Origin of the sequence: Rhizobium skierniewicense, assembly GCF_014196515.1 — a bacterium.
In the GTDB taxonomy this organism is placed as follows: Bacteria; Pseudomonadota; Alphaproteobacteria; order Rhizobiales; family Rhizobiaceae; genus Agrobacterium; species Agrobacterium skierniewicense.
Genome location: NZ_JACIDV010000010.1, coordinates 121738 through 135728 on the forward strand (window position 1 = coordinate 121738; position 13991 = coordinate 135728).

A 13991-nucleotide genomic window follows, 5' to 3' on the forward strand; every position below is an offset into this window, starting at 1 on the left:
CTTGGTTGATGCGAGATTTCCATGTCCGTTACTCCTCCCTGAGTCGTGGATCGAGAATGTCGCGCAGCCGGTCGCCGACCACATTGATGGCGAGAACCGTCATTGCGAGAAGAAGGGAAGGCCAGATGACGTACATCGGGTTCTGGCTAAGGTAACCGCGCGCCGTCCCAATCATCTGGCCCCAGGAGGGCTCAGGAGGCACGATGCCAAGGCCGAGGAAGCTTAGGCCGGATTCCAACAGGATGGCGGCTGCTACGGTCAAAGTTGCCTGCACGACCAACGGAGACAGGATGTTTGGCAAGATCGCGGTCAAGACTACCCGCCGGGTGGAGGCGCCCATCGCGTGCTCCGCCTCCATGAACGCCATCCGTGAGACCTGGAGGGTTGCGGCATGTGCAACGCGGGCGAAATGTGGAATGTAGAGGACACCGATCACCACGGCGAGGCTCAGGACGCCGCTTTTCCAGAAACCGACCGCAAGCAGCGCGAGCAGGATCGGCGGAAAGCTCAGCATGATATCGACGCCGCGCATGATCAGAAAGGCGGTCAGGGGCCGGCCATAAGCGCCAGCGATGCCGATGAAGGTCCCAAAAAATCCGGCGATCAACGTAGCGCCAAGCGCGACCATCAGCGTCGGTTGGACACCGATGAGAAGGCGGCTCAAGAGATCGCGGCCAAATTCGTCGGTGCCCAACCAATGAGCCACCGAACTGCCTTGATTGACGCTCTCTGGATTGAGAAGGAACGGGTCTTGCGGCGCAAGCCAGTTGCCGAAGATGCCAATGAACATGACAACAACGAGAAGCAGAATACTGGCAAGGAAGGCCGGCTCGCTGCGGGTGGCGCGGAGAATTGCCTCGGGGATCAAGAGCTTTTCCTCCGTATGCGGGGATCGAGCAAACTGTAGAGCAGTTCCACGATCAGGTTGATCAGTATGAAGGCAGCGGCGATGGCGAGCATCGAACCCTGAACAAGCGGATAGTTGCGGGCCGACACCGCTCCAACAAGAAGCGTGCTCAGCCCCGGCCAATTGAACATGGCCTCGACAAGAACCGTTCCGCCCATCAGGTTGCCGAGCTGCAGGCCGATGATCGTGACGATCGGAATCGCTGCATTTCGCAAAACGTGCTGCCAGATGATCCGCCGCTCCGGCATGCCCTTGGCGCGCAACGCTCGCACGAAGTCGCGGCCGAGAATTTCCAGCACCGAAGAACGCGTCATACGGGCAATCGACGCGGCGAGGCCAAAGCCCAGGGCGAAGGCCGGCAAGGCCAACTTACGAAAATGTTCAAGTACGTTTCGCGAGATATCCGTGTAACCGCTAGCCGGAAGCCAGCCGAGCTTGACGCTGAAGAACAACACCAGAAGCGTGCCAACGATGTAAACGGGCACCGAAATGCCGATCGTTGCGATCGAAGTCAGCACCGTGTCGCGCGTGCTTCCGCGCTTCAGGGCTGCTGCAATGCCAATTGGAACGCCGATTAGCGCTGCAATGATGATCGCCGCGAAGGCGAGTTCCAGCGTGCGCGGCAGATTCTGCATCACATAGTTGGCGACCGGATATCCATTTGTCAGCGATTTGCCGAAATCGAGATGCAGCGCATTCCGCAGCCAAACGAAATACTGCGATATGACCGGCTGGTCGAGGCCAAGCTGAGCTCGCATCGAGGCGATCGCCTCTGGCGACGGGTTGCTATCAGCGCCGAGCAGCAGGAGCACAGGGTCGCCGGGCATGATGTACATGACGGAGAAAATGAGGGTGGCGACGACAAGAAGCTGAATGAAAGCCGTCAGCAACTTTCGTGCGACCAGGAGCAGAGCTCCGACCGAGGCACTCATGCGCCCTCCTTTCCACCGAGTGTCGAACCGACAGTTGGTACGGCCTCGAGCAACATGCGGGTGTAGGCATCCTGGGGATCACTGAAGACTGCGGACGTCTCGCCGGATTCGACGATCCTGCCTTTCCGCATCACCGCGACTGTATCGCTGACATATTTCACGACAGAAAGATCGTGGGAGATGAAGAGATAGGTCAGGTCGAATTCTGCCTGCAGATCTTTGAGGAGATTGAGCACCTGGGCCTGGACGGATACGTCGAGCGCGGAGACAGCTTCGTCGCAGATTACGAGCGATGGGTTGAGAGCAAGCGCACGCGCGATGGCAATTCTCTGCCGCTGGCCGCCAGAGAATTCATGGGGGTACTTTTGAGCAGCGGTTGCAGGCAAGCCAACGGCTTCGAGCAACGTCCGAACTCGCGCTTGACGCTCCGACGCATCACCGTTGGCGAATATCACCATTGGCGCCTCCACCAATTGGGCGACCGTCTGGCGCGGGTTAAGCGAACCGTACGGGTTCTGGAATACCATGGCGATCTCGCGCCGGAACGGCAGCATGTCCCTGTCAGAAAGCCCTGCTATGTCTTTTCCCTTGAACAGGATCTTCCCGGAATCAGGCTTAAAGAGCCGGATAACGGCGCGGGAGAGTGTGCTCTTTCCGCAGCCGGATTCCCCGACGAGGCCAAGCGTCGTTCGCGGCGCGACCGATAGGCTCACTCGATCGACGGCACGCATCTCGACGGGCATGGCAAGAGGCGAAGGTTTCAGCCAATAGGACTTGCAGAGATCACGGATTTCAAGAAGGGGGCGGTCAGCCTCGATCGGGATTGGTCCAGAAGATGCAGGACGGCGACGCGGTTCCGGCCGGACACTGCGCGCCTTGCCCGTTGAGTCGCGCTCGATCACTGGCAGCCGTTCGGCATCGCCACCAAGCGACGGCATAGAATCGATCAGCGCCCGGGAATAGTCGCTTTGAGGCCTGGAGAAGAGATCGGCGGTCGTCGCCTCCTCCATCTTGTCGCCTGCATACATGACGACGACACGGTCAGCCACTTCGTAGATGACACCGAGATCATGCGTGATCAACAGGATGGCAGCGCCTACATCTGCATTCAATTCGCGAAGTAGTTCGAGCACCTGCTTTTGGACCGTTACGTCGAGCGCTGTTGTCGGCTCGTCGGCGATAATGATGTGTGGCCGGCAAGCGACAGCCATCGCGATCATGATGCGCTGGCACTGACCGCCGGACAGCTCGTGAGGATAGGAGCGCATGGCGCGATCGGGATCGGGGATTAGCACTTTTTCCAGAAGTTCGCGGGCCTTGCGGCGCGCATTCCCGCGACCGATCGGCTCATGCAAAAGAATCGCCTCAACGATTTGGTCGCCGCAGGTGAAGATCGGATCGAGCGACGCTATTGGATCCTGGAAGATCATAGCAATATGGCTGCCACGCAGCCTGCGCAGCTCTGCCGACGACAGTTTCAGGATATCGACGCCGTCGACCAGAACCTCGCCACCGGTGACCGCCGCGTTCGGTGGCAGAAGGCCCATGACTGCGAGCGATGTGATGGTCTTTCCGCTGCCGCTCTCGCCCACCAGGCCGAGGATTTCGCCCGGTCGGATGGTGAAATCCATATTGCGTACGGCCGACCTCAGCCCCGTACCGGTCTTGAAAGCGATTGAGAGGTTCTTGACTTCGAGCATCCGACCTCCTCTCACACGTGTTCGTTGGTTGCGATGGGAGCGGCATGACCGAATGCTCCCTCGATCCCGCAGATCTCGGCTGCAAACTGGCTGCCTTTGTTCATCGCAATCGAGATGGCATCCGCAGAAGGTCGGACGCCTCGCGTCCAGCCGGACGCGAGTAAAGAAAGAAGTGTTGCCGTGATGAAGGCGTCGCCAGCGCCAAGTGTATCAACGATAGCGGCAGGCTTTGGCAGAACCGAAACGAATGCCTCGCCATTGTAGGCCGTGGCGCCGTCCGGCCCGAAGGTAGCCAAGGCTAGGCTGCATCCGTTGGAAACGGCTTCGCGAAGAGCTGCAATTCCGCGTTCGCGGCCTACATCGCCGGCAGAGATTGCTGCAAAATCGAGATGCGGCGTCAAGGTGCCGATCAGCTCATCCACCTGCCAGCGATAGGAAAAGTCATACGAGAGCAGAGCGCTGGCGCCATTCAATGCTCCGAGATGTGCATTCAGGTAGCTGTAACAGCTCGTATGCACGAGGTCGAAATGGGACACATAGTTGAGGTCAGTATCACACGGCGTGAAAGGGTTTTCACGCGCGACACCGCCCTTGTTTGAGAAAATGAATTCACGATTTCCGTCAACGACGTGGACGTCCGCATGCCCGTTCTCACGTTCGACAATCCGGCAGAATGACGTCTGTATCGCAAGGCCTTGAAGTGTGGCGCGAACATGCCTTCCGGCGGCGTCCGTGCCGAACGTTCCAAGAAAAGCCGCTTCGGCGCCGAGCCCGAGGACCTTGAGGCTTGAATATTTTTTCTCTTCTTTCATCTTTCCCCGACCGCCTTTTCTGTCATGCGGTTTGATTTGGATGAGACGTCCGCCGATGCATTGCTTTACTGATGCGGATTCTCGCATCGGGATCGAGCACGACATGGACGGACATCTTCGTCATCAGTAATCGACTTTCCACATGTAGCGACGAACGCTGAGCGGATGCTCGCGCAGCACCGAAAGCGTGTGGGCAAACCAGTACCAGGTGACGCCGATCACGAAAGGCGAGAGGAGCGGCGAAACGTCTTCGTAGCGGCCGGCATCGAACGTGATGATCTTGTCGGTCACGCGGCGAGTGAATTTCAACGCTCGCTGGTCGATCTTGCGGTTCTCGCCATTGTCCATCAGGAAGACGTAGGCCATGTCGGCATCCGCCACCTCGTAGGGGCCATGACGGAATTCGCCCGAATGGATGTCGGAAGCATCGAGCCACAGCATCTCGTTAAAGATACAGATCGAATACTGGTAATTGAGCGCCGAAAGAATGCCGCTGGATAGCACGTAGTAGATGTTCTCGTCCTTGTAACGGCGGGCGAGTTCCATGCCGCGCTCGCGCTCGGCATCCTTGATTTCGTGCAGCCTGGCAGGCATCGCTTCGAGATCGCGGACGAGCTGCGCGCCGACCGGATTGCCGAGATGCTGAAGTAGATGCGCGGCGAAGAGATATGCCACCAGCGTCTTCGGCATGCCCGGCAGTTCCTTGCTGTAGGGCAGCAGATAATCGCAAATCTTGGCCAATCCGCTTTCGGTTCCCGAAGTCAGCGCGACCGTGACTGCGCCTGTCGTCTTCGCCCAGCGTGCGGCAACCAGCGCGTCTTCGGTTTCGCCGTTATGCGAGGTGATCAGCACCACCGCCGTCTCATTGACAGGCTTGGGACGGCGCGTTTCGAGCTCGGTGGAGTTGATGCGCTCGATGCGCAGGTCGCAATACTTGTCGAGGATGTATTTGACCGGTTCGATGTAGGAGTTCGAACCGCCTGAGCCTACAAGATAAACGGATTCGATCTGGCGCGCGGAAAAAACGTCCTTCACCAGCTTTTCCGCGACCGGATTGCCATCCCGGAACGCCATTTCAAGGACGCCCTTCAGATAGTCCCCTTCCAAGTAATTCGGGTTGGGAGCGGACTTGATCTGTTCGTCGCTCGGCGTCAGGTTTTCGAGAGCCATAATGTTCATTCTCCGTGTGAATTCAGGACGCGCTGCCGAAGCCGCCGCCGCCCGGTGTCTGCAGGAACAGGCTGTCCCCGCGGTTCATGAGGATGTTGGTGATCGAGATGTCGTATTCCTTGACGGCGCCATCGGCCGTCGCGAACTTCAGCCGAGCGACCTCTCCCTGGCCGCCGCCGAACACGCCGTCCGCGGGGGTGCGAAGACCTTCGCAGGACGCGTTTGCCCGCACGCCGTCGGTCATGGCGACCACTTCCCGGACGATGCCCATGCCGCCGGTTTGCTGACCTTCGCCGCCGGAGCCGGTGGCAAGCGCGTAGCGACGGACCATCAGTGGATATTCGATTTCGAGCGCTTCGGCAGGCAGGTTGGAAGTGTTTGTAATGTGGACCTGAATGCCGTTCATGCCGTCGTGCTCGAGGCTGGCACCGGCACCACCGCCGACAGTTTCGAGATATACGAAGTTGCCTTCGCGTGTCTTGTGCGGACCAAAAAAGATCATCGTCGCGTTCATGTCGGCGGAAGAGGCAAAGACCTTTTCCTTCGGCAGGAGATCGGCGAATGCCTGGAAGATGGCGCGCACGACACGCTGGCAGCTCGTCGAGCGGATGCCGACCGCGGCCGGGAATTTCGGGCGAACCAGAGTGCCCTCTTCCGCGATGATCGAGACCGGAAGGGCCATGCCTTCGTTCGGCGGCAGAGACGGATCGAGCAACGCCTTGATCGTGTAGTAGCAGGTGGCGTCGAGGGCGGTCTTCGGGATGTTGACCGCGCCCCGCGCCTGAACGTCCGTGTCGGTGAAATCGAAGGTGATGCCGTCGCCTTCCACCTTGATGGCAACCTGGATGCGGCAGGGATCGAAACCGACCCCGTCGCCGTCGATGAACGCCTCACCGGTATAGATCCCATCCGGCATTTCCTGGATTCGCTTGCGCAGGCGGCTTTCCGAATAAGCGATCAGATCGTCGATCGCTTTCTCGATCGTGGCAATGCCGAACTGATCGGCGAGCGCTACTAACTTGCGCTCGCCGATCTCGTTGGTGGCGATCTGTACCTTCAGGTCCAGAATGCGCTCCAGCGGGTCGCGGCTGTTGGTGCTGATCAACCTGACGATCTGCTCGTCCAACACGCCCTCACGAGCGATTTTCAGCACCGGAATACGGATGCCCTCAGCGAAGATGCTCGTCTGGCTCGGATCGCAGGAGCCCGGAACACCGCCGCCGACATCCGAATGGTGGCCGAGATTGGCGGCGAAGAAGCAGAGCCGGCCTTGGTAGAAGACGGGTGTCAGGATCGAGATATCCGGCGTGTGCGAACCACCGGCAAGATAGGGGTCGTTGCAGATGAATGCGTCACCCGGCTTGATATCCTCGAGCCTGTAGTTTTCGAGAACCGCCGCGACGCCTCCCTGCAGGGAGCCCAGATGCACCGGGATATGCGAGGCCTGGACGATGAGGCGGCCACGGCCGTCGAAGAGGCCGACGGAGCAGTCCTTGCGCTCCTTGATATTGGTCGAGAAGGATGAGCGCACGAGGCTCAAGCCCATTTCATCCGTAATCGACATGAACCGATTGGAGTAGACCTCCATTTCGATGGTGTCGAATTCGCGCGGTGGTTTGACGTGCTGCTGCATCACGCACGGTCCTTCACAAAGCTAAGAATGATGTTGCCATAGGCATCGACGACGCCGGACTGGCCTGGGAGGATGTAGGTCGTGGAGGTGAGTTCCTCGACGATCGCCGGACCTGTGAAAGTCTCGCCCTGCGGCATGGCCGGACGTTTATAGACCGGCACAGTCTGCCATCCCGCCTGCGGATCGATATAGACCTCGCGCTCACCGACGATGGCGTCCTTCATGGAGCCTGCGGCGCCGTCGACTGTCTGGAGCGGCCGGCCGGCATGGCCAATCGCCTGGACGCGCAGGTTGACGATCTCTACCGGATGGTTTTCCAGCGCGTACCCATAAACGACACGATGGGCTTCGGCGAAACGAGTGGTGAAATCTTCCGCAGTGGACAGAATGCCCTCGACGCGGATTTCGTGGTTCTGTCCAGCATAACGGGCTTCGGCAATATGCTGGAGCGCACGCTTCTCGTCAGGGATGGTTTCTGCTTCCAGCCATTCTTTCGCCTGCAGCTCCAGGCCCTGGAGAGCCGATGCGATATCGAGCCAAGCCTCGCCCTGTGCCCACTTGATCTGCGTCGAGACGAAGTCGCGCGTTACATCCGACAGAAGCACGCCGCGGGCGCACATCGTGCCGGGAGATTCCGGGATGATGACGGTTTTCAGGCCAGTTTCCGCGGCCACGAGTGAGGAATGGAGCGGGCCAGCACCGCCGAATGCCATCAGCGCGAAGGATTTGAGGTCATGCCCCTTATCCATCGAAACCGCGCGGATCGCGCGGGCCATATTGGCGACCGCGATGCGGATGATGCCCCAGGCCGTGTCTTCGACCGACCGCCCGATCTGCGTTGCGACTGCACCGATGGCCCTGAGAGCCGCCTCGCGATCGACCGGCATGGCACCGTCGAGAAGTGCGACTGGGTTGAGCCGCTGCAGGACGATATTGGCATCCGAGATCGTCGCGTCCGTGCCCCCCTTACCATATGCGGCAGGTCCCGGCACGGCAGCCGCGCTCTGCGGGCCGACTTTCAGGCCGCCGGCATCATCGAGCCAGGCGATCGAGCCGCCGCCAGCGCCGATCACATGCACGTCGACCATCGGGCAGCGGATAGAGTAACCAGCAACATCGCGGTCGGTGGAATAGGCCGGCTTGCCATTGGCGATCAGCGCGACGTCGGTCGAGGTGCCGCCGACGTCATAGGTGATGATGTTGGGGAATGAGGCTGCCTTGCCCACCAGCGATGCACCGACGACGCCCGCGGCCGGACCGGAAAGGCAGGTACGGACCGGATAATTGCGGGCAGTCTCGGTGGACATCAGGCCACCGTTGGAATGGATGGTATAAGGCTTGGCTTTCACGCCCGCCTTGCGCGACCGGGCCATGAACCGTTCGAGATAGCCGTCCATGCGCGGCATGAGATAAGCGTTCATGACCGTGGTGGAGATGCGCTCATACTCCCGGAACTCCGGCAGAACATCGCTTGAAAGAGAGATGAAGACATCCGGAAGGTGCTGGCGAATGATCTCGGCGGCGCGTTGTTCGTGAGCTGGGTTGCGGTAAGAGTGGAGGAAGCCGATCGCGACCGCCTCTACGCCCTCTTCCTTGAACCGTTTGGCGGCCGCTTCAACACCGGCATCGTCAAGGGGCACGATGACCTCGCCGGCAGGACCGAGACGTTCGGCGACTTCAAGACGCAGCGGGCGCACGACCAGCGGATCGGGCTTGCGAACGCTCATGTCGAAAAGGTCCGGGCGGGTCTGGCGGCCGATCTCAAGCACGTCGCGAAAACCTTCGGTTGTCAACAGGCCGGTTTTGCCGCCGCGACGCTCGATAACCATGTTTGTCGCGACCGTGGTGCCATGACCGAAATGCACCACGTCGGACGATTGAAGCCCACGTTTGCCGAAACCGGTAATGCCGATCTCGATCGCTTCCGACGGATCATGCGGTGTCGAGGACACTTTGAAGTGACGCATGCCGCCCGTTTCGTCGTCGAGGACCGTAAAGTCTGTGAAGGTTCCGCCGACATCAATGCCGACCCTGATATTGCCCATGATGCTCTGGTCTTTGCGCTGTGGCCTTGGCTTCATGCCGCTGCCTTGCCTCTCATGACCACGATCTAAAAACACCTATCGCATCTAGTAAAATTCAATTATTCAAGCTTTCCATTCCAAAATGGAATATGCGAGGAGAGCGATATGAGACGGATCAAACTCAGACATCTCGACACTCTTGCCGCCTTCATGAAAACCGGCTCGGTGACGGAGGCGGCGCTCGTACTTCACACCACTCAGCCCAACGCCAGCAAGTCGCTGAAACAGCTTGAGGATTTCGCGGGTGTACGACTTTTCGAGCGGAGCGCTGGACGGCTTCGACCCACTCCCGAGGCGGAACTGCTTTTTTCACACGCAGCACGTCTCATGGACGAGCTGACCGTGTTCGAAAACCTGTCGCTTGATCTGACGGCGATGACGCAGGGCTATGTCAACATAGGTATTTTGTCGGCTTTCAGCACCGCCCTCATCCCCATGGCGATCGAGCGTTTCAACGATCTCTATCCTGGAATTCAGGTACAGGTGGACCTGCTCGATTCCGACAAGATCCACACCTATGTCAGTCGCGGGAATTACGATTTCGGTCTGGTACACCATCCCGAGCACGAATCCGACTTGATGACTCAGACGCTTAAAACCTCATCCATGGTCTGCATCATGCCGCCGGACCATCCGCTTGCGAAACACCGGATCGTTCTGTCGAGCGACATTGCCGACCAGCCATTTGTGACGTACCCACGGTCGGTACCGTTCGGCGCAGCGATCTTCCGCTCTCTGTCCGACGAGGGCGTCAAGCCATCAAATACCCTGATCTCGAACCAGAGCCAGCTCATTCGCCGCCTTGTGGAGCGTGGCCGGGGCGTGGCCCTCGTTGATCATTTCTCTGTGTGGGATGCCAACGAGCTGGACCATATCGTGGTGCGTCAGTTCGAGCCGCGCATTCCAGTCTCAGTCGGCATGATTATCCCCAAGCGCCGGCCTCTCTCGCTGGCAGCGCAAACCTTCGTTGGAATGTTAAAGGAAGTGCTGGAACAGGATCCCGGCTGAACCAGGCAGCTCTATTCTCAAACAGAATAGCCCCGCCGCCTCATGCAGCATTCATGAGCCCCACTGGCGTAGTCGGCAGAGAAACCTGTTACTGCCTGCCCATCATTTTTGCCGCCCAGTCTAAATCTCCTGCGCGAGCCAACGAACCATGTTGACCATCAGCGCGTCGTAACCGTCCCAACGCATGAATTCATCGGAAAGCCAATGCGGTGCAATGTCGGTCGTCCAAGCCAGTGTTCTTCCTGATTCATATTGGCGGACCGACAGCAGCGGAAGTTTCTGCCCACGGCTTTCGCAATGGACCAAATTTATCGAGCCATCATCCGACCGAAGCTGAACGCGGTTGAGCCCGAGAACATAGGGAATGCTTGCTGGTACCCCGGAAAGAATAGGGTGTTCGCCTTTCTCAATAATCGGGTCGAGACCTTCTGGCGCCTCCAGTCCGTCAGGGCCGGCGTGGAGCGTAACGGGAAGAGCCTCTTCAATCGGGGTACCGTGAAACATAGCCGAGCCGTCGATGCCTTGATAGGAGGTGTATCCTCCAGCCATCATTAGGCCGCCACCACGCGCAGCCCACTCGCGGAGCAGTTCCAGGCGATTGACCGATCTTTTGCCGATGCGTGTTTCGGGAGTGTATAGCAGCGAAAGCGCCCCAACATCGGAAATTATAACGGCGGCATATTTTTCGAGCTCAGAGAAAGTTTTCGGGAACTCCGCTTCGCAGCGTTCTCCTCCGATTTGAACAACCGTTATTCCGTTGTTCGTGAGGGCTTCGACAAACCTCACCGCGCCGTTCGAATAGCGGGCGGAGGCTCGCACTTCCAGCCCTTTCGATGAAAGAAAGGTTGTGTGGAATGATTCGCCGGCAAGCAACACTGGCTTCATGAGGAGGTTATCCTTAACTGGAAAGGGCGCGGGATGCTGCCCAAGTGAAGATTTGAATTGTTCTGAGAGCGGTCTCAGATTCGGGTGAAGGTGTCAAGAATCTTTGTTGACTGCAACATGATCGCACGCGGGATCACCGTCTGGTTGTCAGGCGAGGCTTGACGGCGATCTAGACCCCGAAGACGATGCCCACACCAACTACCGATATGCTCCTGGAAACACGATATCCTGATCGACAAGGACATTGAATTTGTAGCCAGGCCGGATTTCCAGTGTCGGCTGCACATCCATGTTTTTCTGTATGGTCCGATCAGCAACCCGCCCGAAGGTCTCCGCGAAATTCCGCCTCGCTGCATCTGACGCCGTGTCTTGCGTTGCGAGCGTCGAACTCTGTGGCACGGACATGTCGATCCCGGTCCCGATCAGCGCAATCATCACCGCCGAGCCGAAGGTTTTCAGATAGTGATTGTTCACCTTGTCCTTGAAGCCGCCATAGCCTTCAGCATCGGTCCCTGCCATGCCGCCGATCTGCAGTGTCGATCCATCAGGGAAGATAATATCGGACCAAACGACGAGAATGCGGCTCTGGCCAAACGAGACCTTGCTGTCGTAGCGGCCGAATAGCTTCGTGCCCTGCGGGATCAGCAGGCGATGTCCGGTCGCGCTGTCATAGACGTTCTGGCTGACCTGAGCAGTGATGCGGCCGGGCAGGTCGGAATTAATACCAGTAATCAAGGTCGCCGGGATAACCGAGCCCCGTTTGAGCTCATAGAGTGACTGCTGCGGGACAACACGGTTCGGCAGATAGCCGAGGTCCTTGAGGTCCGTGTTGAAGAAATCCTCCTTGCTCTTCTGCCCATTGGGATCAATGTTCTGGCCGCCGAGGCCGGCACGCAAGGCGGCGGCATAGAGATCGGAAGCGCCTGCCGTCGTCGAGATCGCAGTCGATGTATTGGCGGCCGAAGTATCGTCTGTTGCCGTACGTGCCTCCAGCTTGCCGCGATCGATGGTGAGCGGCGCGTCATAGGCAGCATCGTTCGCCTGGAGCCTTGCCATGCGCTGGCGCTGTCTCTCCCTGAGATATTGCTCCTGTTGCTCGCGCTCGAGACGCGCCCGCCAAACCGCCTCCGGCTCCAGTTCCTGTCCGCGACGCTGTTCCTGCCGCTGCTCCGGCGTCGGGGTGAGCGGATTGCTGACGTTTTCGTCCACCTGCTTCGTCTCGACAGGTGTCGGCTGAAACGTCGTCTGCTGCTGCGGTTCGCCGATAATACCGTCGGTGACGCCGCGCTTGATCTGATCGGCAAAGGTCGAGGCGGGATCGCCGGAACTGGTGTCCGGGCCGGCATCCTTCCCAAAATAAAGCCCGCGCGACGCGAGCCCATAAAAGATGATGCCGAGGAAGGCGAGTGCCAGCACGATGACGACGACGATCGGCAGGCGATTGATCCGGCGGATGCCCGATGCCGCCTGACTGTTCTGCGCGCCGCCGAGTTTGAGGGATTGCACCATGATCTTCTCCCTCACCCGCGCCGCAGCAGCGAAAGCGCGCTCATCGGCGTCGCTCCGGTCGACGTCACCGTGTAAGCGCGGCCGAGTTCGACGCTGTTGGTCGAGAGGCGCGCCAGCACTTGGCCCTCGAATGGCATGATCACATAGGCAAGTGGGACGACGGTCGTTCCGCTATCCGTCTTCTGGTCGGTGACGACGGCATAGCCCCATCCCTTCAGGGCCGCCTCCAGTGCCTGCCCGAAGGGTGAGGTATCCGCCTTCAGGGCAACGGTTGCCTTGCCCGGCCCGATCTGTTCGGCAAGGCGGCTGACCATGTCGCCTGCAATGGCGCTCGCCGCCGGGCTCAAGATTTCGGGCGGCGCGTTGCTGGTGACAAGACCTTCTGTGTCGATCGATTGGCACCCGGAAAGGAGGATGGCGAGGATGCAGGCGGCAGCAAGGCCGGGTATACGGTTCAGGGGGCGTCGAATGAAGGCAAGAATCTTCATCACCGCCCTCCCCTGCTGATCGTCACCTTTTGTTGTTTCCAGCCGACGCCCGAGACGAGCACGGCGCGGTCGATATTGTAATCCACCACCATCACATTGTTTTTCATGCGGTAGTTGACGATACGGTTCTGGCCGCCGGAAACGACAAAGAGAACCGGCGCGTCCTGACCCGAGATCGACCGCGGGAACTGGATGTAGGTTTTCAATCCGTCCGAATAGACCCGTGTCGGCCGCCAGCCGACACTGCCCGATATGGAATAGGAAAAGCTTAAGTGCTCCGCTGGTACCCCGGCGCCGGGGATCGTACTTGCTTCAAGCCGCGCGTTGACGTCGGCAAGTTTCGAGGAAACATCCTCGGGATATTCGAAGCCGACGCGGGCCATATATTGCGTTGGATGCGACTTGAGCTGGATATGATATGTCCGCCGGGATGTGGTCACCACCATTGAGGTGACAAGACCGGGCTCTGAGGGTTTGACGATCAGATGGATCGCCTGACCACCGGCAGCACCCGAGGTCGCCGTCTCGACCTTCCAGCGCACCGTATCGCCGACCAGCACATCGCGCACCACCTCGCCGCCCTGAAGTTCGATATCGCAGACCTGCAACGGTGAGCAGACGACCGATGGCTGGATCTCGCCGTAAAGAAAGATCACCTTGCCATCGGCGCCTTTGGTGACCAGGCCTTTCGACCCGCGCCATTGGGTCGACAGCCCAATGCCTTTCGCCTCGTTGGCGGTGACACCATCTGCGGCAAGCGCAGTCAGCGGGCCGAGGACGGTAAAGGGGGCGATCGCCAAAACCAGGAGGCCGATGGCCATGGCAGCCCGTTGTCTTCTGTGTCTGATATTCATGCTCGGGCC

12 protein-coding genes are annotated in these 13991 nt (G+C 59.3%); 1 reads left to right on the top strand and 11 read right to left on the bottom strand.

The genetic code is table 11. The annotated features are described in order from the left end of the window. Positions 1–28: 28 nt before the first annotated feature. The 7 genes from GGQ73_RS16625 to GGQ73_RS16655 form a co-directional block, all read right to left on the bottom strand. Positions 29–868, bottom strand: a complete 840-nt coding sequence (locus GGQ73_RS16625) for an ABC transporter permease (protein WP_032489956.1) — start codon at positions 866–868, stop codon at positions 29–31. Continuing rightward, complete coding sequence (locus GGQ73_RS16630; protein ID WP_065657550.1) at positions 865–1839, bottom strand: ABC transporter permease; 975 nt, start codon at positions 1837–1839, stop codon at positions 865–867. Before GGQ73_RS16630 ends, GGQ73_RS16625 begins: the two co-directional genes overlap by 4 nt. After that, entirely contained in the window at positions 1836–3539 is a 1704-nt protein-coding gene (locus GGQ73_RS16635) for an ABC transporter ATP-binding protein (protein WP_065657551.1), read from the bottom strand. Before GGQ73_RS16635 ends, GGQ73_RS16630 begins: the two co-directional genes overlap by 4 nt. A gap of 11 nt (positions 3540–3550) precedes the next feature. Further along, positions 3551–4351 carry a fructoselysine 6-kinase gene (locus tag GGQ73_RS16640; protein WP_065657552.1) on the bottom strand — a complete coding sequence of 267 codons (801 nt, stop codon included), beginning with the start codon at positions 4349–4351 and terminating at the stop codon, positions 3551–3553. A gap of 123 nt (positions 4352–4474) precedes the next feature. Next, positions 4475–5521: an SIS domain-containing protein gene (locus GGQ73_RS16645; RefSeq protein ID WP_065657553.1), complete on the bottom strand. Its 1047-nt coding sequence runs from the start codon at positions 5519–5521 to the stop codon at positions 4475–4477. Positions 5522–5543: 22 nt separating this feature from the next. Next, positions 5544–7154: a hydantoinase B/oxoprolinase family protein gene (locus GGQ73_RS16650; protein WP_173994878.1), complete on the bottom strand. Its 1611-nt coding sequence runs from the start codon at positions 7152–7154 to the stop codon at positions 5544–5546. Then, complete coding sequence (locus GGQ73_RS16655; RefSeq protein ID WP_233279015.1) at positions 7154–9235, bottom strand: hydantoinase/oxoprolinase family protein; 2082 nt, start codon at positions 9233–9235, stop codon at positions 7154–7156. Before GGQ73_RS16655 ends, GGQ73_RS16650 begins: the two co-directional genes overlap by 1 nt. A gap of 108 nt (positions 9236–9343) precedes the next feature. Between GGQ73_RS16655 and GGQ73_RS16660 the strand changes: the two genes are divergently transcribed. Beyond that, entirely contained in the window at positions 9344–10246 is a 903-nt protein-coding gene (locus GGQ73_RS16660; protein ID WP_065657555.1) for a LysR family transcriptional regulator, read from the top strand. Positions 10247–10366: 120 nt separating this feature from the next. Here GGQ73_RS16660 and GGQ73_RS16665 read toward each other — a convergent pair whose 3' ends face one another. The 4 genes from GGQ73_RS16665 to trbG form a co-directional block, all read right to left on the bottom strand. Next, positions 10367–11131: a glutamine amidotransferase gene (locus tag GGQ73_RS16665; protein ID WP_065657556.1), complete on the bottom strand. Its 765-nt coding sequence runs from the start codon at positions 11129–11131 to the stop codon at positions 10367–10369. 198 nt (positions 11132–11329) lie between these two features. Beyond that, positions 11330–12640, bottom strand: coding sequence for an IncP-type conjugal transfer protein TrbI (gene trbI / locus GGQ73_RS16670; RefSeq protein ID WP_065657557.1), 1311 nt, complete (start codon positions 12638–12640; stop codon positions 11330–11332). A gap of 11 nt (positions 12641–12651) precedes the next feature. Beyond that, positions 12652–13128: a conjugal transfer protein TrbH gene (trbH, locus tag GGQ73_RS16675; RefSeq protein ID WP_065657558.1), complete on the bottom strand. Its 477-nt coding sequence runs from the start codon at positions 13126–13128 to the stop codon at positions 12652–12654. Further along, positions 13128–13982, bottom strand: coding sequence for a P-type conjugative transfer protein TrbG (gene trbG / locus GGQ73_RS16680; protein WP_173994880.1), 855 nt, complete (start codon positions 13980–13982; stop codon positions 13128–13130). The genes trbH and trbG overlap by 1 nt, the downstream gene beginning before the upstream one ends. Positions 13983–13991 lie beyond the last annotated feature (9 nt).